23 protein-coding genes are annotated in these 26,355 nt (G+C 63.8%); 12 read left to right on the forward strand and 11 right to left on the reverse strand.

What is annotated here, in order from left to right:
- Positions 1-105: 105 nt before the first annotated feature.
- Complete coding sequence (locus tag ACO550_RS32535) at positions 106-1,083, reverse strand: hypothetical protein (protein WP_315595111.1); 978 nt, start codon at positions 1,081-1,083, stop codon at positions 106-108.
- 409 nt (positions 1,084-1,492) lie between these two features.
- Here ACO550_RS32535 and ACO550_RS32540 point away from each other — a divergent pair, with 409 nt between their 5' ends.
- From ACO550_RS32540 to ACO550_RS32550, 3 genes are all read left to right on the forward strand, one after another.
- Complete coding sequence (locus ACO550_RS32540; protein ID WP_315595110.1) at positions 1,493-1,789, forward strand: hypothetical protein; 297 nt, start codon at positions 1,493-1,495, stop codon at positions 1,787-1,789.
- A gap of 285 nt (positions 1,790-2,074) precedes the next feature.
- On the forward strand, positions 2,075-3,151 hold the full coding sequence (locus tag ACO550_RS32545) for an alpha/beta fold hydrolase (protein ID WP_315595109.1): 1,077 nt from the start codon (positions 2,075-2,077) through the stop codon (positions 3,149-3,151).
- A 117-nt stretch (positions 3,152-3,268) separates the two neighbouring features.
- The gene (locus ACO550_RS32550; protein ID WP_315595108.1) at positions 3,269-3,748 is read left to right on the forward strand and encodes a DUF1348 family protein; all 480 of its coding nucleotides are present in this window, start codon (positions 3,269-3,271) and stop codon (positions 3,746-3,748) included.
- A 165-nt stretch (positions 3,749-3,913) separates the two neighbouring features.
- Here ACO550_RS32550 and ACO550_RS32555 read toward each other — a convergent pair whose 3' ends face one another.
- The gene (locus ACO550_RS32555) at positions 3,914-5,650 is read right to left on the reverse strand and encodes a dipeptidase (RefSeq protein ID WP_315595107.1); all 1,737 of its coding nucleotides are present in this window, start codon (positions 5,648-5,650) and stop codon (positions 3,914-3,916) included.
- 246 nt (positions 5,651-5,896) lie between these two features.
- Between ACO550_RS32555 and ACO550_RS32560 the strand changes: the two genes are divergently transcribed.
- From ACO550_RS32560 to ACO550_RS32575, 4 genes are all read left to right on the forward strand, one after another.
- Entirely contained in the window at positions 5,897-6,628 is a 732-nt protein-coding gene (locus ACO550_RS32560) for a redoxin family protein (RefSeq protein ID WP_315595106.1), read from the forward strand.
- 236 nt (positions 6,629-6,864) lie between these two features.
- A complete protein-coding gene (locus tag ACO550_RS32565) occupies positions 6,865-8,259 on the forward strand; it encodes a dihydrolipoyl dehydrogenase (RefSeq protein ID WP_315595105.1) in 1,395 nt (464 codons plus the stop codon).
- A 58-nt stretch (positions 8,260-8,317) separates the two neighbouring features.
- On the forward strand, positions 8,318-8,890 hold the full coding sequence (locus ACO550_RS32570) for a TetR family transcriptional regulator (protein WP_315595104.1): 573 nt from the start codon (positions 8,318-8,320) through the stop codon (positions 8,888-8,890).
- A gap of 124 nt (positions 8,891-9,014) precedes the next feature.
- On the forward strand, positions 9,015-10,166 hold the full coding sequence (locus ACO550_RS32575; protein ID WP_315595103.1) for an OpgC domain-containing protein: 1,152 nt from the start codon (positions 9,015-9,017) through the stop codon (positions 10,164-10,166).
- A 13-nt stretch (positions 10,167-10,179) separates the two neighbouring features.
- On the opposite strand, the gene ACO550_RS32580 is transcribed toward ACO550_RS32575, so the two are convergent.
- The gene (locus ACO550_RS32580) at positions 10,180-11,061 is read right to left on the reverse strand and encodes a LysR substrate-binding domain-containing protein (protein WP_315595148.1); all 882 of its coding nucleotides are present in this window, start codon (positions 11,059-11,061) and stop codon (positions 10,180-10,182) included.
- Positions 11,062-11,195: 134 nt separating this feature from the next.
- Here ACO550_RS32580 and ACO550_RS32585 point away from each other — a divergent pair, with 134 nt between their 5' ends.
- Both ACO550_RS32585 and ACO550_RS32590 read left to right on the forward strand, forming a co-directional pair.
- A complete protein-coding gene (locus ACO550_RS32585; RefSeq protein WP_315595102.1) occupies positions 11,196-12,320 on the forward strand; it encodes a muconate/chloromuconate family cycloisomerase in 1,125 nt (374 codons plus the stop codon).
- Positions 12,321-12,365: 45 nt separating this feature from the next.
- Positions 12,366-13,355: a tripartite tricarboxylate transporter substrate-binding protein gene (locus ACO550_RS32590; RefSeq protein WP_315595101.1), complete on the forward strand. Its 990-nt coding sequence runs from the start codon at positions 12,366-12,368 to the stop codon at positions 13,353-13,355.
- Between the two features lie 97 nt (positions 13,356-13,452).
- On the opposite strand, the gene ACO550_RS32595 is transcribed toward ACO550_RS32590, so the two are convergent.
- The 6 genes from ACO550_RS32595 to ACO550_RS32620 form a co-directional block, all read right to left on the reverse strand.
- Positions 13,453-14,535, reverse strand: a complete 1,083-nt coding sequence (locus tag ACO550_RS32595) for an ionic transporter y4hA (protein WP_315595100.1) — start codon at positions 14,533-14,535, stop codon at positions 13,453-13,455.
- 438 nt (positions 14,536-14,973) lie between these two features.
- Positions 14,974-15,690: an SOS response-associated peptidase gene (locus ACO550_RS32600; RefSeq protein WP_315595099.1), complete on the reverse strand. Its 717-nt coding sequence runs from the start codon at positions 15,688-15,690 to the stop codon at positions 14,974-14,976.
- Between the two features lie 62 nt (positions 15,691-15,752).
- The gene (locus ACO550_RS32605; RefSeq protein ID WP_315595098.1) at positions 15,753-16,739 is read right to left on the reverse strand and encodes a spore coat protein U domain-containing protein; all 987 of its coding nucleotides are present in this window, start codon (positions 16,737-16,739) and stop codon (positions 15,753-15,755) included.
- Positions 16,736-19,072: a fimbria/pilus outer membrane usher protein gene (locus ACO550_RS32610; protein WP_315595097.1), complete on the reverse strand. Its 2,337-nt coding sequence runs from the start codon at positions 19,070-19,072 to the stop codon at positions 16,736-16,738. Before ACO550_RS32610 ends, ACO550_RS32605 begins: the two co-directional genes overlap by 4 nt.
- Entirely contained in the window at positions 19,069-19,833 is a 765-nt protein-coding gene (locus ACO550_RS32615; RefSeq protein ID WP_315595096.1) for a fimbria/pilus periplasmic chaperone, read from the reverse strand. The genes ACO550_RS32610 and ACO550_RS32615 overlap by 4 nt, the downstream gene beginning before the upstream one ends.
- Positions 19,833-20,375 (reverse strand): spore coat U domain-containing protein, encoded by a 543-nt coding sequence (locus tag ACO550_RS32620; RefSeq protein WP_315595095.1) that lies wholly within the window; start codon positions 20,373-20,375, stop codon positions 19,833-19,835. The genes ACO550_RS32615 and ACO550_RS32620 overlap by 1 nt, the downstream gene beginning before the upstream one ends.
- A gap of 384 nt (positions 20,376-20,759) precedes the next feature.
- On the opposite strand from ACO550_RS32620, the gene ACO550_RS32625 reads away from it, so the two are divergent.
- Complete coding sequence (locus ACO550_RS32625) at positions 20,760-21,491, forward strand: BON domain-containing protein (protein WP_315595094.1); 732 nt, start codon at positions 20,760-20,762, stop codon at positions 21,489-21,491.
- 12 nt (positions 21,492-21,503) lie between these two features.
- Here the strand turns inward: ACO550_RS32625 and ACO550_RS32630 are convergent, their stop codons facing one another.
- On the reverse strand, positions 21,504-22,592 hold the full coding sequence (locus ACO550_RS32630; protein ID WP_315595093.1) for a GlxA family transcriptional regulator: 1,089 nt from the start codon (positions 22,590-22,592) through the stop codon (positions 21,504-21,506).
- A gap of 96 nt (positions 22,593-22,688) precedes the next feature.
- Between ACO550_RS32630 and ACO550_RS32635 the strand changes: the two genes are divergently transcribed.
- Positions 22,689-23,942: a glutamate carboxypeptidase gene (locus tag ACO550_RS32635; RefSeq protein WP_315595092.1), complete on the forward strand. Its 1,254-nt coding sequence runs from the start codon at positions 22,689-22,691 to the stop codon at positions 23,940-23,942.
- Between the two features lie 172 nt (positions 23,943-24,114).
- On the opposite strand, the gene ACO550_RS32640 is transcribed toward ACO550_RS32635, so the two are convergent.
- The gene (locus ACO550_RS32640) at positions 24,115-25,041 is read right to left on the reverse strand and encodes a LysR substrate-binding domain-containing protein (protein ID WP_315595091.1); all 927 of its coding nucleotides are present in this window, start codon (positions 25,039-25,041) and stop codon (positions 24,115-24,117) included.
- Positions 25,042-25,409: 368 nt separating this feature from the next.
- Here ACO550_RS32640 and ACO550_RS32645 point away from each other — a divergent pair, with 368 nt between their 5' ends.
- Positions 25,410-26,285, forward strand: coding sequence for an alpha/beta hydrolase (locus ACO550_RS32645; RefSeq protein WP_315595090.1), 876 nt, complete (start codon positions 25,410-25,412; stop codon positions 26,283-26,285).
- Positions 26,286-26,355: the final 70 nt, after the last annotated feature.

Raw genomic sequence — 26,355 nt, forward strand, 5'->3', positions numbered from 1 at the left:
GGAGAGGGGCGGGGGAGAGGGCCGGGCTTTCAAGACGCGATATCGCAATTTGAACCGCTTGCCCTCTCCCCCAACCCCTCTCCCGCCGTGCGGGAGAGGGGAGCATCAAGCCGCCATCGCCGGTTGCGGCGTGCCGCTGGCGGGTACCGCATACATCAGCGGTGCCATGGCGGATTCGATCCGGGCCTTCTGTGCGTCGGTGGTCATCTCTTCGAGCAGCTTGCTGAAGCGCGGCTCGAACATGCCGGACACGATGTAGGTCCAACGATAGGCCTTCAGTACCACCGCTTCCACCTCGGCTGAATGCGGTGCATCCTGCGAGCCGCGGATGGTGCGCATGAAGTATTCCGTATCGGCGTGTGCCTGTGCCTTTACCACCTCGTCGAAGCCGCCCACGATTGCAATCATGTCTTCGATCGCGGCATCGCGCTCGGCATCGCTGACGCGCTCGTTCTCGCGAATCCATTCCAGTTCATCGAGGATGGCGTGCTGCGACTCCTCGCGCCAGTGATACAGGAACACATCCTTGAACAATGCCGACAGGTCTGGCGCGGTGCCGATACTGGCTCGGTAGTGCGCCTGCGAGAACAGTTCGATCTGGCAGATCACGGCCAGTACGGCCCAGTTGCGCTTGCCCAGCACGAAGGCGGCCACGTCATTGGGTTGCGCGTCGAAGTGGTAACCCTCCGGCATGTCCTGCGCGGCCAGGCGCTCGATGCGGCGGAACAGTTCCTGGTGCTTCATTTCCTCGTCGGAGAATCGGATCATCGCTTCCAGCGCGACCTGGTCGCCCAGTGCGTGCTGGCCTGTCAGCTCCACCACCTTCGCGCTGACGAAGCGTTCCACGAGCCCGAACATGTTTGCGTAGGTGCGTCCTTGCACCTGACTCAGGAAACGTTGCTCGGACGCGCTCAGGAATGGCAGTTCGTCAACGAGCGACAGGCCATCGGGAAGGAACTTGTGTGAAAGGTCGAAGGTGCGGCCGCGAATCACGTCCTGGTCGATGTCCCAGCGGATACGGCGCGAGGCGGCGATACAGCGGGCATAGCGTTGTGTGTCGGCGCGAAGGGATACAGCTTGCATTGCAGAACTCCTCGATACGATTAAGACGTCCCATGGAGGACGTATGCGAATGTTGGTGGGTTCGAGTCGTTCCGGCGTGAGGCGAGCGTCCCGGATGCAATCGTTTTCAGCCGCTTGAGAGTCCCGGGAGCGGGACAAGCGTCCTTGGCGAGGGTTTACGCGCGGGATTACGCTATCTGTATCGATCCGGTGCCACATGCTGGCTGCCGGCGTGCCCTTCTGGCCCGGCGAATCGGCCTGCACAGGACCGAGGTCCCACATCTGCGCGCGGTTTTTTCGAGCAAGGTGTCCCGAACCGGGACGCTCGCCTCATGCCGCGAACCACATCGTTGCCGACAATGACTCCACGGATCGGCCATGCCATCCGTTTTCTGTTTTTCTGATGGAGTTTCAAGTTGGAGTAGTCCAGATGTGTACGAATCTTGCCAAGACCCTGTTCGCCGCTTCCGCATTGACCATCGGGCTGAGCAATATTGCTCACGCCGGCGCGTGGAGCGAAGTTTTCATTCCGTCGAATGCGTCGACGCAGCATGCGGGTAAGACCGTGTGCAAGCGGGGTGGCTTCGATCCGTACACCGACGGCGCGCGCATGGGCCCGCGCGATCCCTATAGCGATGGTGGTAATCGTATCGGTGCGCGCGATGCGTTCACGGATGGTGCGCGCAGCGTTGGCGCACAAGGCGAGTGCGCATCGCGCGCCGCCTGACCTCATGTAAAGCGCCAGCCCGGCCGCGCGGTTCGCCCGCATGCGGCCGGGCAACCTTCCCCGCGTTGTGACGCACCACCCATGGTGTACCGCATCCGGCGCGTTTCGCATGCCCCGCGTCTGGCCTTCCGCACATTGCGAAGCCGGCTGGCAACACTGATGTCCGCGCGATGGGGATCGTTGTCTAAGATAGGTGAGTCGCCCGGCACGACCGGATGCGGTGAGTTTCCGCAAGTACACCGGCACACCGCCTCGCTCGTATCCTGCCCCGTGCGCGACCCACCCATGCCGATGCTCAAGCAGCAGATCCGCCTATGCACCAGCCCCGACCGCGTACGCCTGGCGTATGCAATCACGGGCAGCGGGCCACCACTGGTGAAGGCCGCCAACTGGATGAGCCACCTCGAGTTCGACGTGGGCAGTCCGGTGTGGAGCCACATGCTGTGTGCGTTATCGGAGCAGCATACGTTGATCCGCTACGATGAACGCGGCTGCGGGCTGTCGGATCGGCATATCGATGACCTGTCGTTCGAGGCATGGCTGCGCGATCTGGAAACCATTGTCGATGCAATGGGCATCGAGAGCTTTCCGCTGCTCGGCATTTCGCAGGGGGCATCGATTGCCGTGGCATATGCGGTGGCGCATCCGCAGCGTGTCAGCCATCTGATCCTGCACGGCGGATATGCGCGCGGCCGCCTCAAGCGCAACCTGAGTCCAGAGATGTGCGAGGAGACCGAGCTGATGATCCGGCTTGCCGAAATCGGCTGGGGCCAGGAGAACCCGGCTTTCAGGCAGTTTTTCACCACGCAGTTCATCCCCGGTGGCACCGCCGAGCAGCATCGCTGGTTCAATGAACTGGAGCGGGTGTCCACGTCGCCGCTCAACGCTGCCCGCTTCATGCGCATCTTCAACGATATCGACGTGGTGGAGCTGCTGCCCCAGGTCACGTGCCCCACGCTGGTCCTGCACGCGGTGCGCGATGCGCGCGTGCCGTTCGACGAAGGCCGGCTGATCGCCAGCATGATTCCCAATGCGCGCTTTGTTCCGCTCGATAGCAACAACCACCTGTTGCTCGAATGCGAGCCCGCGTGGGACCGCTGGATCGAAGAGGTGCGCGCGTTCCTGCCCGCACCGGCGCCGGCCACGGACCCCGCCTTTGGCGCACTGACCCGGCGCGAGCGCGACATCGTGGTGCTGATCGCGCAGGGGCGCGACAACGCGCAAATCGCGGCCCATCTCGGCCTATGCGAGAAAACCGTGCGTAACCACATTACGAGCATCTTCTCGAAACTCGAAGTCGAGAATCGCTCGCAGGCTATCGTGCTGGCGCGAGAGTCGGGCTTCGACCGTCAGCGTATCTGAAGGCGACGGAGCCTTCCGCCGGCAATTTCTGCTTGACATACAGACTTGTCTACCTAACACTACGAAGCTCGATGAGACAGATCTGTCTATTTGTTGATTGCATAAGGAAGACCATCCATGTCAAGCCAACCCGAAGTTCGTCCGCCCCTGCCTCCATTCACGCTTGAAACCGCTGCCGCCAAGGTACGTGCCGCCGAAGACGGCTGGAATTCGCGCGACCCCAATCGTGTGGCGCTGGCCTACACGGTCGACAGTGCGTGGCGCAACCGCGCCGAGTTCGTCAATGGCCGCGACCAGATCGTTGCCTTCCTCACGCGCAAATGGCAAAAGGAACTCGACTATCGGCTGATCAAGGAGTTGTGGGCGCACGACGGCAACCGCATCGCGGTGCGTTTCGCGTATGAATGGCACGACGACTCGGGGAACTGGTTCCGCTCGTACGGCAACGAGAACTGGGAATTCGATCAGAACGGGCTGATGCAGCGGCGCTTCGCATGCATCAACGATGCACCGATTCGCGAGTCCGATCGCAAATACCACTGGCCGCTGGGCCGCCGACCCGATGACCACCCAGGTTTGAGTGACCTGGGGTTTTAAATAGTCGTCCTGTTTTCTCCCCTCTCCCGCACGCGGGAGAGGGGCGGGGGAGAGGGCCAGCGGTTCAAACTGCGCCACGGGCAAGCAGAACCTCATGCCCTCTCCCCCAACCCCTCTCCCACTTCATGGGAGAGGGGAGCAAACAAAACAAAACAAAACAACCCCTCACTGCATCTTCTGCAGATTCCCTACGCGCACCAGCATCTCGGTGAACATCTGCATGTCGAGATTCAGGTCGGAGACTTCCTTGTACTCCTTTGCGTTGTGCGCGGTGTATTTCTTGCCGGGCATGGCAGGACCGAAGTTGATTGCGTTGGGCATCAGCTTGGCCGTGGTGCTGCCGGCCGTTGGCACCGGTTTGGCTTCGAGTCCCGTGGTATCGCCATAGATGTTCAGCAGCGTGGCCAGCCATGCCCCCTTGGGATCGCGTGCCATCCAGTCGCCCTGGTCATGCTGGACTTCCAGTGTGGTGTGCGTGGCGGTGGCCCACGCCTGGATGCGTTCAGCGATTTTCGTACGCAGTGCATCGGGTGTGGAGCCGCGTGGCATCCGCACATTGGCCGTGACTTCGAGCTTGCCATTGCGCTCGCGGATCAGCGTTGGCGATATCGTCAGCGGACCCATGAAGTCGTCGCGATAGCCCACTTCCATTTTCTCGCCGAGATAGCCGGTGCCGTAGAGATCTGTCAGGTAGCGCACGGCGCGAGCGTACTGGTTGTCGGCAAAGGACACCCCCGCCGCCTGCAGGAACATGGCCAGGCGCGGTACGGGATTGACGCCTTCCTCGGGACGCGAGCCATGGGCCGACGAGCCGGTAACCTTTACGTCGATCGCATCGCCATTGCGTACCACGTCGATCGCGAACTTGCCCTGTGCCTCGTGTTGCGCGATAAAGCCGGCGCGTGCCTTGTCGAGCGATGCGGCCACAGCGCCGAGGTCGCCGCCGGTGATGCGCGCGGTGGCGGTTTGCGGAATGGCGTTTGCGGAGGCAGCGCCGGCCATGGCGACGATGGCCGGGTTCTTGCCGTCGGTTGGCTGATCGGGAAAGCGTACCGTCAGTGCCCCGGAACCTTTTTCGGCCACCACTGCAGGGTACTTGCTGTCGAGCACGATGTTGTAATCGGGCAGGGCGGTCTTTTCGCGGTAGTACTTCATGCCGTCGCCGCCGGTCTCCTCGGTGGTCTCGATCATCAGGCGAATCGTGCGTGCCAGCGGCACGCCGCTCTCGCGCACCGTTTTCATGGCGAAGAGTGCAGCGGCAATCGACCCCTTGTCGTCGATCGTGCCGCGACCGTACAGGTAATCGCCCACGCGCGTGACCTTGAACGGGTCCAGCTTCGTGCCGTCGTCGAGCACCCATTCGTCAGCCACCACGGGCACCACGTCGGCATGCGTGAGGATGCCGAACGTTTCCTTGCCCTGGCCCGGCAGCGTCACTTCGAATACGCGGTTGTCGACATTGCGGAACTGCAGGCCGAAGTCCTTTGCCATGCGTTCGACGACCTTGCCGAACTCGATGATGGCGGGGTTCTCATGCTGCGGCACCTTGTCGTCGCGCACGGTCCGCAGCGCCACCATCTCGCTGATGCTGTCGAGTACCGCCTGCTGGTTGTGCACGCGGTTGTAGATGCCAAGCAGGCGTCCGATATTGACCAGGTTGTCGCCCTTGAGCGGTTGCTTCGCGCGATACGCGCGCACGGTGGCGGCGAGTTTCGGATCGGCCTTGAGTGCGGCGTCCAGGAATGCGTTGAAGCTGGCCGGCGGCGCCGCGGTAGTGCTGGCAACGAGCTTGTCGAGTTCGGGTTTGGCAAGCGTGGCGGCCAGGGCGCCGGTGGCGCTGGTGGTGAACAGCGCGGCAGCCAGCAGGGTCACCACTGGCAGTCGTACAGGCAGGCGGGTCATCAGGTTTGTCCCTTCGTGGTTCTTGTGTGCCCGGAATGATAGCGATGGCCGCGCTTCACCGAAAGCATATGTGACGGTTTCCTGTTAACTTCTGATAGCCAAAATCAATCGGAAATCGCCGATTGATAATAGTAAATACCAATCGATCCGGTTGAAATGATGAATTGTACAAATCACATTCGGACCGGGAGAATGCACTCCATCGCCACAACACGTGGTGCCAAACCAACCCAAGGAGTGATACCGATGCTGCAATCCCGTGAAGGCCAACGCGTTCCCAATGTCACGTTCCGAGTGCGTGAAAACAATGAGTGGAAAAACGTGACCACGGCCGAACTGTTCGATGGCAAGACCGTTGCGGTGTTCTCGCTGCCGGGCGCCTTCACCCCGACCTGTTCGTCGACCCACCTGCCGCGCTACAACGAACTGGCACCGGCATTCCGCGCCGCCGGCGTGGACGCCATCCTGTGTGTGTCGGTCAACGACACCTTCGTGATGAACGAATGGGCCAAGGACCAGGAGTCCGAAAACATCGTCATGATTCCCGATGGCAACGGCGAATTCACCGACGGCATGGGCATGCTCGTCGACAAGGCCGACCTGGGCTTCGGCAAGCGTAGCTGGCGCTATTCGATGGTCGTCAGGAATGGCGTGGTCGACAAGATGTTCATCGAGCCCGAAGAGCCGGGCGACCCGTTCAAGGTGTCCGACGCCGACACGATGCTGAACTACATCGCCCCCGATGCCACGCGCCCGGATCAGGTAGTGGTGTTCTCCAAGGTCGGTTGCTCGCACTGTGCCAAGGCCAAGCAACTGTTGAGCGACAAGGGCTTCGAGTACATCGACGTGCCGCTCGACAACAAGATTCGCGGCAAGGTGCTGGGAGCGATGTCGGGCAGCATGACCGCGCCGCAAGTGTTCATCAACGGCAAGCTGATCGGTGGCGCCGAAGCGCTGGAACAGTACCTGGCCGCCTGATCGTCTCCCCGCCCGGGCCCGGTTCCCCCGACCGGTGTCCTGGGCAACTTCTTCCCCCCGCAACGCCGCTGGCTAGCCGCCAGCGATCACGTGGACCGGCAGTCGCCGGATCCGATGGCACCGCTTTGCCTTTTTTCCGGCAAGTCCGGTGCCATCCCGTCCGCCGATTGAAGCAGGCAACGCAATCGAAGCTATCGAAGCTATCGAAGCACCAGACCTTTGAACAGGAACGCAACATGAAGACGATTCAGACTGATGTGGCAGTGATTGGCGCGGGTACGGCTGGCCTTGCCGCGTACCGCGCGGCCATTGCCGCCGGCAAGCGTGCGGTGATCATCGAAGGTGGCGCCTATGGCACCACGTGTGCGCGGGTGGGCTGCATGCCGTCGAAACTGCTGATCGCCGCGGCCGAGGCTGCGCACGAGGCGCGCCATACGGCAGCGTTTGGCGTGCATGTGGATGGTCCGGTGCGCATCGATGGACGCGAAGTCATGCAGCGTGTGCGCAGCGAGCGCGACCGCTTTGTCGGGTTCGTGGTGCGTGGCGTGGACGGTATTCCCGAAGCCGACCGCGTGCGCGGCGTTGCGCAATTCATCGACAACACGATCCTGCAGGTCGGTGGCAATACCGTGGTGCGTGCGAGCCGCGTGGTGATTGCTACCGGATCGCGTCCGGCCGTGCCGCCATCGTTCGAGGTGTTTGGCGATCGCCTGATTGTCAACGACGACGTGTTCTCGTGGGAAGACCTGCCGCGTAGCGTGGCGGTGTTCGGTCCCGGCGTGATCGGGCTGGAACTGGGCCAGGCGCTGTCGCGTCTCGGGGTGCGTGTGCGCGTGTTTGGGGTCGGTGGCGGCGTGGGTCCGCTGTCGGATCCGGAGATCCGCGCCTATGCGGCCAAGACTTTCAACGCGGAGTTTTCGTTGATGCCGGATGCGCGCGTGAGCGAGATGCGCCGCGACGGAGACGAAGCCGTGATCACGTTCGAGGACGAGAACGGCGCGCAGGTTACCGAGCGGTTCGACTATGTGCTGGCCGCCACGGGCCGTCGTCCCAATGTCGACAACCTGGCCATCGACAACACCGCGCTGGCGCTCGACCCGCGTGGCGTGCCGGTGTTCGACCCGGTCACGTTGCAGTGTGGCACTGCGCCGGTGTTCATCGCCGGTGATGCCAACAACGTGTTGCCATTGCTGCACGAGGCTGCTGACGAGGGCCGGATTGCTGGCGAGAACGCCGCACGCTGGCCGGATGTACGCCCGCTGGAGCGCCGCGCACCGCTGGCCGTGGTGTTCTCGGACCCGCAGATCGCCATGGTGGGCAAGCGCTATGCCGACCTGGAGCAAGGCAGTTTCGTGACCGGCGAGGTCAGCTTCGAAGATCAGGGCCGCAGTCGCGTGATGCTGAAGAACCGGGGGCTGATGCATGTCTATGCAGACCGCGCAACGGGACGCTTCCTGGGCGCCGAATGGATCGGCCCGCGTGCCGAGAATATCGCCCATCTGCTGGCGTGGTCGTACCAGCAGGGCATGACGATTGCGCAGATGCTGGCGATGCCGTTCTACCACCCGGTGGTGGAAGAGGGCTTGCGCACTGCACTGCGCGATGCTGAGTCACGACTGACAGTCGGCTAAGACAGGTCTGTCTACTATAATCGGGGTTGTCAATGTACAAGAATTGCACAGCCCCGCCATGCCCACGCCTTCCGCTCGCGACCGTATTCTGGACACCGCCGCCCGACTGTTCTACCGCGACGGCTATCGCGCGACCGGTATCGACAGGATCATTGCCGAATCGGGCGTTGCCAAGATGTCGTTGTACCGGCATTTCCCGTCCAAGAACGACCTGATCTTCGAATATCTGCAGCGCCGCCATGAGTTCTGGATGGCGTGGTTCGAAGCCGGGGTGCGGCGGCGGCTGGCGGCACGTGCCAATCTTGATGTGCTGGCCGATACGCTGGGCGAGTGGTTTGGCACCGAAGACTATCGCGGCTGCGCGTTTATCAATATGGTGGCCGAATCCGGCGGTGGCGCCGGAGATGATCCACGCTTGCTCGGGCAGGCCGTATCCCATAAGGCTTCGTTGCAGGATTTCACGGTGGCGATTGCAAGGGAACTGGGCCTGGCGCAACCGCACGAGGTGGGCGAGGAGGCGATTATCTGCATCGAAGGCATGATCGTGCGTGCCCAGACCACGCACGACGCCGCCGTGGTCGACGCCGGACGGCGCACACTTGGCCGCCTGCACGCCGCATACGTCACCTGAGCACCGCCGTAACTTGCTGAAACACTGCCAATACAAGGTAAACCCTGATGTCGCGGTAATATTCGTCCCGTGAGTTGCGCTGCGGTACCCCCTTGAGCCGCCGGCAACCCTGGGGACACGCCTGATGAATGCAGTGAACAACAATCAGCGGCGCACCGAGATCGACCTGATTCGCGGCATCGCGCTGCTCTTTATCGTGGTCGATCATGTCAACGGCAGTGTGCTGGCCGACTATACGATCCGCAATTTCCAGCTCTTCGACGCGGCCGAGGTATTCGTTTTCCTGGCCGGCTACTCGGCTGGTGCCGCCTATCTGGCAATGGAAGCCCGCGACGGTGCCAGCGCCGCACGCAAGCGCCTGCGTCGCCGTAGCTGGGAAATCTACCAGGCGTTCGTGCTGACTGGCGTGCTGATGCTGCTGTTCGGCTTTGTGCTGGCCATGTGCAAGGTGCCGGCTCCCGCGGTTCGCGCGACCGAAGCGCCGGACTTCATGGCCCAACCGATTGCCACGCTGCTGCAGGTCGTGGGTCTCGCGCGCCAGCCATTCGTTTCCGATGTATTGCCGATGTACGCGGTATTTATCGGCGTGGCGCCGCTGGCGATTCGCTGGGCCCGCGCACAACCGCTGGCGTTTATCTGCGGCAGCGTGGCACTGTGGATCATGTCGCCAACCTTGTTGCCGCTGCTGCCCAGCAGCGAACCGCGTGGCTGGAGCTTCAACCCGTTTGCCTGGCAACTGATGTTCGGCATGGGTTTGCTGGCTCGCCTGCGTCCCGATTTTGTACTACCCCAGCAGACCATAGTACGTCGCGCATTTACGGTCGGCGCGGTGGTGGTGGCCGCGGTGTGTATGGCTGCCGCCTACCTGTGGATGCGCCCGCATCTCTATGAAGCGTGGCTGCCCGCGTGGATTCCCACGATGGTGTTTCCGTTGCCCAAACAAAGCCTGGCAGCGCTGCGTGTGGTCAGTTTCCTTGGCCTCGCGTGGCTGGTCTACCTGGCCGTGCGCGCCGGATGGGTCGAAGTGCTGGCGCGCTTCATGGGCCCGGTGGTGCAGATCGGCCGCCACAGCCTGTTCTGCTTTGTGCTCGGCGCGGTGATCTCGGTGGGTATCGAAGGGCTGACCTATAGCGTGGCGGGCGGCCGGCCCACACGACCCGTGGCGTTGTTCGGCGACATCATTGCCGTGGCGGTGCTGCTGCTGGTCGGTGGGTGGTATGGGCGTCGCAAGGATGCCCGCAAGGTGGCCGCGAAAGCCAAGCTGGTGTCGGCATAGCGAAAGCGCCTTGCTATGCGCGCCCTTGAGCCCGGACCCATGCGATGGCGCGTGCCAGGTGCGGTGAGGTGTCGCCCGCGCGATAGCTCATGATTACCGGCGAGACAAAGCCGGGCGCTTCCACTGGCACGTAGCGCACGTCATCACGATGCAATCGTTGCACCGATGACGGCACCAGCGTGATGCCGAGACCCGCCGCAACCAGCCCCAGCGCCGTTTGCAGTTCATTTGCTTCCTGTACCACGCGCGGCTGAAGTCCTTGCGCCCGGAACAGGGACAGCACATGGTCGGCGTAGCTCGGGCGAGGCCGGGCCGGATAGAGGATCAGCGGCTGGCGTGCCAGCGCCTCGGCATCGAAGGGTGCTTCCGGCGCTGGCGCGGTCACCGGCATGGCCGCGACCAGTGTTTCCGACATGACCACCTGCTGGACGATGGCCGGATCGTTGAAGGTCAGGCGCCCGAATGCAAGGTCAATGCGGCCGGAGCGCAATGCTTCCAACTGCTGCACCGTGATCATTTCGGTCAGGCCGACCTCGACCTCGCTATCATCGCCACGCAATTCACGGATCAGCTCGGGCAGCACGCCATAGAGCACCGACGGCACAAAGCCGATACCAAACCAGCGCTTCTCATTGCGGCCAATGCGCCGCGTGCCTTCGAGCGTCTCTTCGAGTCGTTGCGTGAGTTGCAGCGATTGCTCCAGCAGGAAGCGTCCGGCCTCGGTCAGCTTCAGGCCACGACCCACGCGGTCGAACAGCCCCACGCCGACTTCATCTTCGAACTGCCGGATCTGGCGCGATAGCGGTGGCTGCGCCATATGAAGCTTTTCTGCCGCCCGCGTCACATTGAGTTCCTGGGCAACGGTCTGGAAATAGCGGAGATGGCGGAGTTCCATGGCGGTCAGGATGCATACCTGAAAGGTATCGATTGAGACATCATCGGTCTTGGACACGCTCAAAGTCAAGATACATACTTGATCCAACAACGAAATTGGATGGAAAAGGTATGACTTCCGGAGTGACTACGAGTATGACTGCAACGATTTCTTCGGTCGAGGCCATTCTGGTCGACCTGCCGACCATCCGGGCCCACCAACTGGCGATGGCCACGATGCAGCAGCAGACGCTGGTGATCGTGCGCCTGCGCTGCAGCGACGGCGTGGAAGGCATTGGCGAAGCCACCACGATTGGCGGCCTGTCGTACGGCGACGAAAGTCCCGAGGGCATCAAACTCGCGATCGACACCTATCTGGCACCGGCGCTGGTAGGGCAGGACGCCACCAATGTGCACGGTGCGATGGCCCGCCTGAACAAGGTGGCGCGCGGCAATCGCTTTGCCAAGTCGGGACTGGAGTCGGCCATGCTCGACGCACAGGGCAAGCGCCTGAACGTACCGCTGGTGACGCTGCTCGGCGGCGCCGTGCGAAACACGCTGCCGGTACTGTGGACGCTGGCAAGTGGCGATACCGCGCGCGATATCGAGGAAGCGGAGCGCTTTCTGGAAGAGCGCCGCCACAATACCTTCAAGCTCAAGATTGGCCGCCGCAGTGTGCGTGACGACGTGGCCCACGTCTCGGCGATCAAGCGCGCGCTGGGCGACCGCGCGCGCGTGACAGTGGACGTCAACCAGGCGTGGAACGAAGCCGAGGCGGCCACCGGTATCGCCATGCTCGAAGCCGCGGGCATCGACCTGATCGAACAGCCGACGCCGCGCGAGCATCGCGGCGCACTGGCCCGCCTGGCGGCGCGCTTCGTGGTGCCGATCATGGCCGACGAGGCCGTGACCGGACCCGAGGACGCCATGGAGCTGGCTCGCCTGGGCGCGGCCGATGTATTTGCACTGAAGATCGCCAAGTCTGGCGGCATCTTCGGCATGCTGCGCACCGCCGCAGTGGGCGACGCGGCTGGCATCGCGTTGTATGGCGGCACGATGCTCGAAGGCGCGGTGGGCACGATTGCCGCTGCGCACGGCTTCTGTACGCTGCCGCAGCTCGCGTGGGGCACGGAACTGTTTGGCCCGCTGCTTGTGAAGGACGACATCGTGGTCGACCGCCCGGTCTTCAAGGACTTCGCGCTGCATCTGCCGCAAGGCCCCGGCCTGGGCCTGGTCATCGACGAAGACAAGCTCAGGCACTATCGCCGCAAGGCCAGCTGAGCCTGCACCACACTTCACACTTATCAGAAAAGAAGGAACGGAGACATGAAGTCATTGCTGCAATGGTCGGCGTCGATGCCGGCCGCATTTGCCATTTCACTACTGGCCGCCGCCGCCGCCGCGCCCGCGCATGCCGCGTATCCCGACCACCCGATCCGCTGGGTGGTGCCGTTTCCCGCCGGCGGTGCGATGGACAATATCGCGCGTACGCTTGGCGAAGACATGTCAAAGACGCTCGGCCAGGCCATCGTGGTGGAGAACCGTCCCGGCGCGGGTGGCAATATCGGTGCCGAAATGGTGGCGCGCTCGCCCGCCGATGGCTACACGCTGATCATCGTGGCCAACGGCATGGCCGTGAACCCTGCGCTGTACGGCAAGCTCGGTTATGACCCGGTCAAGGATTTCGCGCCCGTGTCGCTTCTGGCCGTGGTGCCGAACGTGCTGGTAGCCAACAAGTCGAAGACGCCGGCCAAGACCGTGGCCGAGGTTATCGCCAGCGCCAAGGCCAAGCCCGGCAAGTACACCTATGCATCGGCAGGCAATGGCACGTCGATCCATCTGGCTGGCGAGCTGTTCACGTCGATGGCGCATGTGGACCTGCTGCATATCCCCTACAAGGGATCGGGCCCCGCCATGACCGACTTGCTGGGCGGACAGGTCGACTACATGTTCGACAGCATCACGTCGGCCAAGCCCCATATCGACAGCGGCAAGCTGACCCCGATCGCGGTCACGACCAGCAAGCGTTCAACCGCGCTGCCCAATGTGCCGACCGTGGCGGAAGCCGGCGTGCCCGGTTATGAACTGTCGCCGTGGTTCGCCGCATTCGTGCCGGCCAAGACCCCGCAACCGGTCATCGACACGCTGAACCGCGCGATGCTCGAAGCGCTGAAGAAGCTGGCCGTGCAGCAACGCCTGGCCGGCATTGGCGCCGAACCGATCGGCAGCACGCCAGCCCAGTTGAAGGACCATCTGGCGAAGGAAACCGCCAAGTGGGGCACCCTGATCCGCGAACGCGGCATCCACGCCGACTAAGCCTTTCGCTTGCTCCCCTCTCCCGCCCCGCGGGAGAGGGGCCGGGGGAGAGGGCAGGCCTATCAATCCGCGTTAGTGCCCGCGCTATTGCGAAAAATCACGGCACCACCGTCAGGAACAGATACGCGGCAAAAATCACCAGGTGCACCACGCCCTGGAGGATCGTTGTGCGTCCCATGCCCAGCGTCAGTGACGCCACGATCATCGTCAGGAACAGCAGCACCATTTCCTTGGCACCGAGCCCCAGTTCCAGCGGGCGTCCGATCATGATGAACACGGCGGCCACGGTCGGAATGGTCAGGCCGATACTGGCCAGCGCGGAGCCCAGTGCCAGGTTCAGGCTGGTCTGGATACGGTCCGCGCGTGCCGCGCGCAAGGCAGCCAGGCCTTCCGGCAACAGCACCAGCGCGGCAATCACCACACCCACCACCGCGGGCGGCAGCCCGGCATCGAGCACGGCCTTTTCCACCGAGGGCGACAGCAGCTTGGCCAGCGCAACCACGGCTACCAGGCAGACCACCAGCAGCACCGCGCTGCCAGCGGCCACGCGTACCGGCGGGGGTGGTGCGTGCACGTTCTCGTCGCGGCTGCCATCCACCAAGAAGTAGTCGCGATGGCGCACCGTTTGCACGAACACGAAGCAGCCATACAGCAGCAGCGACATGACGCCCGAGAAGGCCAGTTGCGATGGCGACAGCACCGGACCCGGCGTAGTGCTGGTGAAGTTGGGCAGGACCATGGTCAGGCCCAGCAACGTGACCAGGATGGCCATTGCGGCATTGGCGCCAGGTGCCTGGAAGGCTTGTTCGCGATGATGAAGCGCGCCCACGAACAGGCAGACGCCGACGATGCCATTACAGATGATCATCACCGCGGCAAACACGGTATCGCGTGCCAGACCGGCTTTCTCGGGGCCTGACGACAACATGACCGATACGATCAGCGCCACCTCGATCACGGTCACGGCTATCGCCAGCACCAGCGTGCCAAACGGTTCGCCCACCTTGTGAGCCACTACTTCGGCATGGTGCACCGCGGCAAACACCGCGGCCGCCAGGGCCAGCGCCATTACCGTGACCATCCATGCCTGCCCCGTCATTGAAAGGCCCAGGCCAAACGCAGCCCAGGCAGCCAGCGGGGACCAGATGGTCCATGCCGGCAGCTTGTTGGAAGTTGCCATGCTCTTGTTTCCCTTTGTTTTTGTAGTCGCTCGCAGGCGCGAGCCTGTGCGCCGCGTGGCGCGGGCGCAAGAGAGTCAGGCAACGGACAGTAGCCGCAGTTCCCCTGCGGCGCAATTTCAATCGCGTGGCGGGCCGTTATCCGGCAATCTGACGCCTTCCCGGGCAGGTTTTGGCGGCACCGGATCGGCGTCCCGCAGGGCAGGATGATGCCGATAGATCCAGCGGGCTGCGACGATGATGACAACTAGAAACGCGACACCATATCCGACAAAAGAGACTGCAATCATTGCTCTGACCCGGTTGGTCCGGCTCTTATGGCCAGTGGCCGGTCAGTATGGGTGGCGATAGTTGCGTCGGACACCCTCTATCGGTGGGGCGTGCGGATCACCCAAACGGGGGGTGTGTGGAGGTCGGTTTTTTGATGGCCAGCCTTGTGTTCAAAAAAGCGATGGCTCCTTGTCGTCGCCGTTTGCCTGCCCCGGGCCGGCCACCCGTTGCGGCTGCGACGCGCGTACGACCGGCGCCGGCTCGGCGCGCATGGCATCCGCATCGAGCAATGTCAGGAAGCTGCGCGCGCGTTCCGGATCGCGGCATTGGAGCCAGTCGTCCCAGTCGGGCTGGGGCACGATTACCACCGAACGCTTCTCGGCGCCGGGACGATGCATGCGGCGCAACAGCTCGTGCGCGGCGGCATTGACGGTCAGCATGGTGAAAGACAGCGACTGGTCGGGCCAGGCGCGCCAGAGGCCTGCTATGCCGAACGCCGGCATCTCGGGCAGCCAGATCTTCCAGCGCTCGGCCTTGCCCGGATGCTCGGGCGTGCCGTCTGCGGGGTAGGCGTATTCGTAGAATGCGCTCGCCGGAATCAGGCACAGCTGGCCCTGGCGCCATGCCGGTGCGAAGGTGGGCTTCTCGCCGACCGTTTCACTGCGCGCGTTGGTGGTGTCGTAACGGCGTGCCCCGGGCGGCGTGCGTTTGCGCGGCACCATGCCGAAGTTGGCCAGTGCACTGGTGCGCTGGCCAGTGTCCGCGGCGCGGATGATCGGTGCCGCATAGTCGGGCCAGGTTTCCTCGGGGTAGATGCCGGGCGGTGGTTCGACCCCGAAGATCTCGCGCAATATGCGCTGCTGCACCGGGGCATAGTTCGTGCACATGGCGGGGGGGCTCCCATGGCAAGGTTGGACGGGATCCATCGTCGGCGTGACGCGGCAAGCGGTCAATAGGTGATCGTCGCCGTGACCGTGTCACTGTACGCGCCGGCCTGCGGCGTAGTCTGCTGGGGTACGCGCCCGTAGATCGTGATCGATTGCGCGGTGCCGGCGCCGGTGCCGCCGAGCGTGGTCGTGCCATTCGTTCCGTCGCCCCACGGTACCGTGCGGTTCTGGTCCGAGAACAACTGGTAGCCCACGGTCTGGGTGCCGCCGCTGCGTGTCATGCGTCGCGCCGCCACGGTGGCGCCGCTGCCGGTGCCGGCATTGAGTGCGATCGAATAGGCCGCGTCGCGCGTACATTGCACGGTCAGCGTGCTGACGGCGTCGTGACTGCCGCTCAGCAAGCCGACGGTGCCAAAGTCGAGCGCGGTGGCCGAGATATTGCAATCGCTGACCACGGTTGCGCTGGCCGTGAACGTGATGGGCAGGCTGTTGGTGGAAATCTGGGTGCAATCGGGCGGCAGCAACAGATACTCGATGTAGGTCACTTCGGCATTGAGACCGGTGAACAGCGAGGTGTAGTTACCCGTGCCGGCGGCGGTCTGGTTGGCCAGCACGCGCGCGTAGTAGTTGACGCTTGCACTGCCATTGCCGAGTAGCGCGCCGAAGTCGAGCATCACGGGCGGCGCGGATGTGCCGGTGCTGCGTGATCCCCAGACCTGGGTGTGGCCGCTGTCGGAGTAGATGTTGAAGCCGAGCGTCTGCGCGCCATTGGCCAGTGTGCGTGGCGTCACGGAACTACCGGCCGCACCGGTGCCAATGTTGATGCAGGCGCGCACGCGGGCGGATACGGCGATGCCGGTGCAAGAGACGGTGATGGTGCCCTGTACATCGCTGACATTGCCGCTCACCGGGCTGTAGTTGCCGAATGCGACCGACGGCGCGGTGGCCGTGCAGGCTGCCCACGCAGCCGGGGTTGAAATCAGCACCATGATTGCCATGCACGCACGCAACCAGCCATGTGGCCACGAATGCCGCCGGGAGAGTTTCATGGGGGATCCCGTTCGCACAGGACCGGGCCCAGGCGCGGCAACGGATCGCTGGTGGCCGCGTAGCTGAGCCGTGCCGTACAGATGCCGTCCGCGGTTTCGGCATGAAACGTGTTCTGGTCGCCAAGCGTTTCAAAGAAGGCCAGCCCGTCGTAGCCCACCACGGTGCGCGCGCTGCTTTCCAGGTGGATGACCACCGTACCAGCGGGTAGGGGCGTGCCTTGCGCGTCGGTGAGCACGACCTGCCCGCCGCGAAACGATTCGATCGAGAAGCTCGCAAGCGCACCGGACTGCAGCGCGGGAGCGATCGACAGCCGTGTGGAACTGAGCCGGGTATTGACGGGCAGCGCCAACGCGTCGATTTCGATACGGTTGGCATCGTACGGCAGCAGGTTCGGTACCAGGATATGGCCGCTGCTGTTGGTATTGCCGATGCGGCGATTCTCCACCAGTACCGGCAGGTCGGCCACGCCGCCCGTCGACACCAGCGCGAAGCTCTGGTCGATGCGCCGGCCGGCCATGATGGTGCCATCCATGGCCACCAGCGAACCGCTGGCGCCAAACTGTGTGCTCACCCGGCCTTGCAGGTCCTGCACGGCGCCATAGACATCGCCATAGCGGCCGCGGAAGTTGGCCTGCGCGTAGCCGCGCCAGGTGCCCGCGCCTTGCTGGCCCACCACCTGCCACCCCCAGCCACCCTCGTAGGGCGTGGCATGACTGACTGCGCCGAACAGTGTCGGCTTGCCACCATCGCGGCCAACGGTGGCCGATGCCGTGGTGTCGTTGTCGAGCAGGTAGGTCAGCGTGAGCGATGCCCCATACGAAGATCCGGCGGAAAAATCGCGGTATGCGCTGGCCGTGAACGATGTGCGGCGATTCCATTGCGCGGTCCACGCCAGCGAGCCGATGCGCGCCGCGCCGTAGACCGGATCGGACAGGTCGACGTAGCTCGCGGCAATATTGCCGTTGCGTGGCACCGGTACCGACACCGTGGCGCGATACAGCGCGGTCGGCATCGGCGCACCGGATCGCGCGGCCAGGTCTTCATAATTGCCGAAGGTGCGCGTGCCCTGCAGGTCGATGCTGAAGCGCGAGGTCCGCCATTGGTAGCCAAGCCCGAACTGGTTGCCGCCCGCCACGCTGACGCTGGTGGAAAGATTGAGCACGCCCGTTACCGGCAGTTTGAACAGCGCGCCACCACCGGCGATGCCCACGCCGCGCGACGCTTCCGCATGGCCTTCCAGCGTGAGCGAGTCGTTGACACCGTAGCGGACCGATCCGTTGGCAGCGGGCGCGCTTTCATAGTGGAACGATTCGATACCGTACTGAGTACGCAGGAAGCCGAGCTCCAGCGAATAATCGAACAGGCCGGGCGCCAGCAGGCGTGAATCGACATAGAGCGGCACCGTGGTGCTGACATCGCGCCCCAGCGCGTCGCGCACCACGATCGTGGCCTGACCCGCGCCGCTGAGCGCCGGTGCGTTGTTGATGACGAACGGCCCGCTTGGCACCTGGCCCGAATACTGGCGCACGTTATTGATATACAGGTCGACCGCGCCGGGCACCGCCGCGGAACCACCCAATGCCGGCAGCGGATACGTGATCAGGTCCGGCCGCAGGCCAAAATTGCGGCGCCACTGCACGCCGCCAAGGCGGACCGGACGCGACCACGGCAACGCGCCGGTAATGGTGTCGCCAACCAGTACCGATTGCATGCCGCCCGGGTCTGCATGCGTCCAGTTGCTGTCTAGCCGGATATAGCGGCTCGTGCCGCCCTGAACGGTCGCCACGCCCGTATTGCTCCAAACGCCGCCCGGGTGAAAGAAGCGCTGCTCGCTGTAGATGCCGAGCTCCTGCCCTGTGTCCGGTTGTGCGTAGGCGTCGTAGTTCAGCACGAAGCCACGGCCCGGCGTAACGGGGGGCCGCGTACGGCTGCGTGAGCCGAGTTGCGTGGGGATGCGCAGGCTGTCATCGACGGTCAGGTACACGCGTTGCATGGCCGGTTCATAGCGATAGCTCACGCCGGGCAGCCGGTCGAGCGCAACCATGCCCTGTGCATCGGCCAGTGCCGGGTCCGCTCGCAGTCCCAGATTCCGCAGTTCGTCCGCCGGTGTCAGCAGCGTGCCGTCGCGGTCGGCGAAGCGGGCGACGCTGCCGGTCGATTCGCCGTTGACCATGACCTCCAGGTAGGCGGTGTGGCCGGGTACCTTGTCGATTGCCTGCGCATGGAGCGCGCTGGTCGCCAGTCCGCCGGTCAGCATGCAGGCGGCCATGGCAAGCCGCGACAGGGGCAGGATGCTGTGGCATTTGCGCAATGGTGACGATGGCCATGTCATGTGCCCGGTTCAGGCCGCTCTTGGTTCACCGGCAGTGACTGCGGCTCGCCATTGATGTCCGCATCGAGACGTAGCCCGGACCCCGGAGCGAAGCTGGCGGGCACGCGTATTTTCCAGATGCGGGTGGCGCCGGGCAGTGTGTATCCGAGCAGCCCTGCGGTGATCGTGACACGCTGGCCACCGTTGACCAGTGCCACATCGCTGATACGCGCGTGACGCATGCCGTTGTTGCGCGCCGCGAGCCGCCATTCGCCCTGGTCGTGCCGCAATGTCACCGCGAGCGGCGGAGATGGGGCGGCCGATGGCGTCCCGGCGAACACCGGTATCGAGTACCGCAATTGCACGCGCACGCCTGATTGGTCGGCGGGCGCATCGCGTTGCGGCAGTTCATCGATCAGCAGCCGGTATGCGGTCTCGGATGTTGCTGCCGCCTGGCCAGGCCGAACCACGCGCACCAGTTGCTCCGAATTGCCGGCAATGCGTACGATCGGTGGACTCGCCATAACGTCGTCGGCAGGCGCCAGCACATCGGCGCCATCGGCCTGGGTCCAGCGGAATACGCGCACCTGTGCGTGAATCGGGGCCGACGCCGCATTGCGCAATGTCATGGCGGCCGCGCCGGCTCCGGCGGGCAGGTCGATCCGGACCGGTGAAATCTGTAGCGAAGCGGCGTGCGCCGGCAAGCAAGCGGCCAGCAGGCTCAGCACGAGGGCGAGCCATGCAGGCGATGCCGGACGCCGCCAGATGGCGGCGGGCAGCATCAGAAGTTGATGGTGGCTGTGACGGTGGTCGTATAGCTGCCCGCCGCCGGCGTGGTTTGCGGCGGCACCCGTCCGTACATGGTAATGGCCTGCGCCGCACCGTTGCCGGTGCCACCTGCCGTGTCGGTGCCAGGCGTGTTACCCCAGATCTGCGTGCGATTGCTGTCGCGGTAGATCTGGTACTGAACGGTCGCGGCGCCTGCGCTGGCCATCAGCCGGTTGGCAATCGAGCTCCCCGCGGCGGTGCCGCCGTCGAGACCGACCTGATACGGTGCGCTGTTGCTGCAGGTGACTGACAGGGTCGAGGTCTGGTCCACATTGGCGCCGAGCACGCCGTGCGAACCGAAGTCGAGGTCACTGGCCGTAATCGAGCAGTCGGCGGTCAGGGTCAGCCGGACCGCGAACGTGGTGGTCTTGGTGGCAGCGCCGAGCCAGACCGGTGGGGTGGCCAATGCGGCGAACAGCGCCAGGTGAAGTGAGCGTCGAAATGACAGGCGTAGTGACCTGTGTGGCGAAACCCGAAAGCGGCAAGACGGTGTCATGGCATCTCCGTGGCAACCGACGCCTCGATGGTAGCGATTCCTGCGTCACTTGGCACGTGCTCTTACGATGTTCAATAACGCTTAATGCGAACGCTACGCGACATTAATTTTATTGAAGATGGTCTACCCGCCGCAAAGCCGCGCCAGGCAATCGATTGCGGGAATTTTCAAGGTCTTGTTAGCCCACTTCGGAGGGGTGCGTAACCGACGGCAACAGGCGTTTGAAACAACATCCGACGGCAATTCGGCAATGAGGCGGGCGCGCTTCCGACTGCTTCCTATAATGCCAAGGCGGGCGGTGTTTTGCCGTGTCGCACTACGCGTGCTTGCGGGCAGGGGCGCGCTTCCCACTTTATCTCCACGTCAAATGGGGAGACACACATCATGCTTAGTAGCGAAGCGGTGCTGACGCAGGCGCGAGCAGCGTTGGCGCATGTGCCATATCAGGGCCACCATCTTCATCCCACGATTCATCTGCGGTTATCTGACGGCGCGCTGATTCTTGAAGGCGAGGTCGTCGATATTGTCGACAAGACGCGCGCCGTGGCCCAGTTGCGCCGCGTGGAAGGCGTGACCACCGTGATCGATCACCTGCGCATTGCCCATGCCGGTCCGCCGGTGGGCGATGGCGACTTGCGCGCGGCAGTATGCGAGCGGTTGCTCAACGCGATCGATTTCCGCAACTGCAAGATCTGCGCAAAAGTGAAAGGACAACTGGAGCCTGTACGTGAAGCCGTCGGCGAGCGCAGTGGCTGGATCGAGGTTGCCGTCCATGACGGGGCGGTGATGCTCAGCGGACAGGTGATCAGCCTGTCGCACATGCGGCTGGCCGGCGTGCTGGCATGGTGGTCACGCGGCTGCCGCTGCGTGGTCAATGACATCGTGGTGGCCCCGGCTGAGGCCGATAGTGACGAGGAGTTGTCCGAGGCGCTGCAACTGGTGCTGGAAACCGATCCGTTCGTCGATGCCGCGCGCATTCGTGTGCGGACCGAAGGCAGGGTCGTCACGCTCGATGGCTATGCATCGAGCGAAGGGGCACGCAAGCAGGTGGAACGCGATGCGTGGTGTGTGCAGGGCGTGGAGAACGTCATCAACCATATTGCACTCAGCAGCTAGCGCCCGGTTCGTTCAGTAGCCGGCATCTTCCATGCCGGACACAGTTGCCACGCGCGCCGCCTGGTCTTCCATACGCCAGTAGCGGCGCCGCGTGCGCAACGCAAAGCGCGCACGGTATTCCGACATCGACATCTGGAGGCTGCGCTGGAACAGCCGCCGGAACGCGGCCGCGTCGACATAGCCGCACGCTTCCGCAATGGCCTGCGTGCCGTGCAAGGTGACTTCCAGCAGCATGCGTGCGCGTTCCACGCGCAGCATATGCAGGTATTCCAGCGGCGTGCGGCCCGTGACCTGCCGGAAATGCCTCAACAGCGTGCGTTCGCTGACTGCCGCGGCCTGCGCCACGGCACCAAGCCGATACGGTTCGCCGACGTGTGCCTGCAACCAGCCAACCGCGCGGTATACGGGGCTGTCGGCGGTCTTGCCGAGCCAGCGCTGCGAAACCAGTTCCGGCACCCACTGCTGGCGTTCCTGCTGATATAGCAGCAGGCGTGCCACGGTTTGCGCCAGATCCGGATCATGCAGGTGACCCAGTACGCGCAACATGAATTCGGTCTGCAACGCCGGTGCCACGCAATGGAAGACGCGTTCATGAAGCCCCATGGGCTCGTCCGATGACAGGTCACATGCCGGAAAGCGTTGTGCGAACCAACTGTGGAACATCCACGGCGCACCGCAGCGCGCGCCGTCGAGTCGTCCGAGCATGAGTGGATACACGATGCCCGTGTATATCGACGCAAGCCAGCCGCCGCCCTCCATATGACGCGTCAGCAACCGTTGCGTGGCGGTATCCGCGCCGGCCAGTTCGCCAAGATGGGGGGCACTGGAGGCCATCAGGCCCGGCACCAGCATCAACACCTGCGCATCGCGTGCCGTGCCGCGGCGCGCGGGCGATGGTGACAGGCCGGGCAACGGTTCGGGTAAGGCGCGTCCGTTGCTGCCAATGATTTCCCACGTCAGTTGTGCAGGGGCGCCAGGTCGTTGCAGTTGCGCCACGCCCGCGGCGGTGCGCAGCACATCGAGCGCGCTGAACAGCGTGCCCGGCATGGCGCTGGGCAGCCACAGCAACCTGACGTGAAGCGATGCATGCTGGACGGACATGGTGGCGGGATTGGCATTCGGAATGGCGATATTGGACCTCCCCGCGAGATAGCGCAAGCGCTACATTGGAGCCCACCAACAAGATCAGGAGACCCTATGCCGCGTACCTTTCGCCGCCTTGCGCTTGCCGCTGCGGCAACCCTCGTTGCCCATGGCGCCATGGCTGCCAGTCCGGACGGCGCGCTGTTCGATGCCGCGCGCGCCGCGCAGCCCGCAGTGGTGCAATCGCTCAAGGACATGGTGTCGATCGAGTCGGGCAGCGCCAATATCCAGGGTTTGACGCGCATGGCGGACTACACCGCGCAGCGTCTGCAGGCTGTCGGGGCCAAGGTAGAGCGGTTGCCGATGAGCACCAGCGCCGCGCCGATGGTCAAGGCCACGCTGACCGGCACTGGCAAGCGCAGGATCATGTTGATTGGCCATATGGACACCGTGTATCCGGCCGGCATCCTGTCTTCGCAGCCGATCCGGGAGGATGGCAACCGGCTCTATGGTCCCGGCATTGCCGATGACAAGGGCGGCCTCGCTGTGATCCTGCATTCGCTGGAAATCCTCAAGGCGCAAGGCTGGAAGGACTATGCGCAGATCACGGTGCTGCTCAACCCCGACGAGGAAATTGGCTCGGGCGGCTCGGGGGAGACCATTGCCACGCTGGCCGCGCAACACGATGTGGTGCTGTCGTGCGAGCCCAATGTGGCCAAGGCAGTAGCGAAATCGGAATCGCTGCTGCTGGCCGCGGCAGGCACCGCGACCGCCACGATGCAGGTCAAGGGCCGCTCGTCGCATGCCGGTGCCGCCCCGGAACTCGGGCGCAATGCGTTGCTGGAACTGGCCTACCAGATGCAGCAGACCCGTGACCTCGCGCAGACCGTGCCGGGCTCGCAACTGAACTGGACGCAGGCAAAGACCACGGGACCACTGAACCAGATTCCCGAAACCGCAAGCGCGATTGGCGATGTGCGGGTAACCGCCGGCGGTGCCGCGCAGAAGTTGCAGGCTGCTTTACAGGAGAAGGTTGGCACTGCGCACCTGATTCCCGATACGCAGACCACGGTCGTCATGGAAGAAGGGCGGCCTGCCTATGTGGCCGATGCACGCTCGAAAGAACTGGCCGCGCGAGCCCAGAAGATCTATGCGGAGATGGACGGCCGCTCGCTGATCCTGATTCCCGGCACCGGTGGTGGCACCGACGCGGGGTTTGCAGGACGTTCCGGCAAGGCCGTGGTGCTGGAAAGCTTCGGCCTGTCAGGCTTCGGCTACCACGCGCGCGACGAGTACGTGGAACTCGACTCGATCGTGCCGCGGCTGTATTTGATGACCCGACTGCTGCAGGAGATCGGGAAGAATTGAGGCCTTGCAAATGCTGGTGGTTGGCTCCCCTCTCCCGCGCGCGGGAGAGGGGCCGGGGGAGAGGGCGTTGAGGTTCAAATTGCGGCTTGTCCCAGCTTGAACTGCCGGCCCTCTCCCCCCGCCCTCTCCCGTTGCACGGGAGAGGGAGCCTGCCAGTGGGGTTCCTGAAACCTCAAGCCGCCAACTGCTGTGGCGCTGCGCCGAAGTGCGGATGCCGCGCAAAAATCTCCGCGGCCCAGTTCACGAACACACGTACCTTGGCCGATAGATGCCGGTTCTGCGGATACATCGCCGAGATCGGCAATTCATCGGTGTGCCAGTCCGTCATGACTTCCACCAGCCGTCCGCTGTTGATATACGGCTCGGCCATTGCGCGCGAGATGCGCGCGATGCCGTGTCCTTCGAGCGTGCAGCCCAGATAGACGTCGGCATCGTTGGTGGAAATCACCGAAGGCAGCAGTACTTCCGAGCGCTCGCCGCCACGCGTCAGCGTCCACGGCATTTCACGTCCGGTGCGGTTCGACAGGAAGTTGACCCCCTTGTGCTGGGCCAGTTCGGTCAGGTCGGCTGGCGTGCCGAAGCGTCGCAGGTAGATCGGCGACGCATAGAAGGCCAGTTTTACCTGGCCGATGCGGCGCGCCACCATCGCTTCATCGAGCGTGCCCACACGCAGCACCACGTCGACGCCTTCCTTGAGCAGGTCGATCGGCTTGCCGTTGATGGTCAACTCAAGCTTGAGTTCCGGGTAGGCATTGAAGAACTCGTGCAGTTGAGGCATCAACACCAATTGCGCGAGTCCGCTCGTGGTGTCGACGGCCAGCGTGCCACGTGGCGAGTTGTTGTGGCGCGTCAGCGACTGCTCGGCTTCTTCCACGTCCGCCAGGATGCGTACGCAGCGTTCGTAGTAGGCCGCGCCATCGGTTGTCACGCTGATACGGCGCGTGGTCCGGTGCAGCAGCTTGACGCCCAGATGGGTTTCCAGGTTCTGTATCAGGCGGGTGAGCGTAGCCTTTGGCAGGTCGAGCGACTCCGCCGCGCGCGCAAAACTGCCGACATCCACCACCCGAGTGAATGCCTGCATTGAGACAAGACGATCCATGATGTTGCTTTCGAAAGGAGTAAAACCGGTCTGCGTTCCGAAGGATGTCTGGCGAGATTGGGTCCGCTGCATGTCAAGTGCGCGGCCTGGATTTGCTGCCGGCGGTCCGCCAGTGGCGGCCGGAGCGGGGACGGGTGGAGGGTGGGGCGCCGGCGTTTGCGCTGTTTCCCCAAGTGCGCAGATGCCGAAGGACCGGAGTGAATCACATTTCGGGTATCCATTTCAAGCGGTGTGGTTTCACTTCGTTGATTATTCCAACTCAGAAACAGTGCATTGGCAATAGCTCGCTTTATCCCATCGTTGTCAATCACCATAATTCGCTGCATCGCAATACAGTATCGACGGCCATTGGCGGCCGCCTGACGACCATGACCAAGACCACTGCCCCCCGTAGTTCCGCCGTGCAACCGGCCGCAGAACAGGGCGAGGCGTATGTGGTGCAGTACGACGTGCCCAGTGGCGATCGCGAGATCAAGGTCTGCGTGTGTTACCCCGCAGGTTATTGGCCAGTGAGCGCTGGTGCGCCATTGTTGCCATGGCTCGTGTATCTGCATGCGGGTGGTTTTGTCGATGGCGGCGTGGAAGCGGCCAAGGAACTGGCGCGGGACCTGGCGGAGTCGGTCCCGGCCGTGGTGGTGACGCCAGGCTACGCGCTGGCGCCGGAAAACCCGTTCCCGGCAGCGCCCGAAGATGCGGTCAACACGGTCTCGTGGGTACTGAAACAGGCGAAAAAGCTCAAGGTCGACAAGCTGCACTTCGCGCTGGTAGGCGAAGAGGCTGGCGGTAACCTGGCGATTGCCACGGCGCAGATGCTGCGTGACCGAGGCCTGCCGCAGCCGGCCGGCCAATGGCTGATCCGGCCCGTGACCGATCCGTGCCTGCAGCACGCCTCGGCAGGTGGCCAGGTGCCGATGGAAATGTTGCGCAAGCTCGCGTGCAACTATCGCGACTATTTGCCAACGCCGGCTGCTTCCGTGCATCCGTATGCGGCACCGGCACTTGCCTCGCGCCTTGGCGGCCTGCCGGCGACGCTGGTGCAGGTGGCCGAAATGGATGCGCTGCGCGCCGAGGGTGAAGCCTTCGCCGCCAAACTCGCCAAGGCCGGGATTCCGGCGCGAGCGTTGATCATGCCCGGCGCCTGTGGCGACGGGGTCGAACATTCCCATGAAGACTGTCAGGCATGGGTATTAGAAGGTGCGCGGTTCTTGCGCGAATGTTTCGCCAAGGCTGACGACGCCTCGTAATCCGGTCCGAACGCCGGCCGGTACCGTAAATGCAGTGACGGTGCCGGATTCTCCCGCCAGCGCCCTTTGA

The organism is Cupriavidus sp., assembly GCF_057315035.1.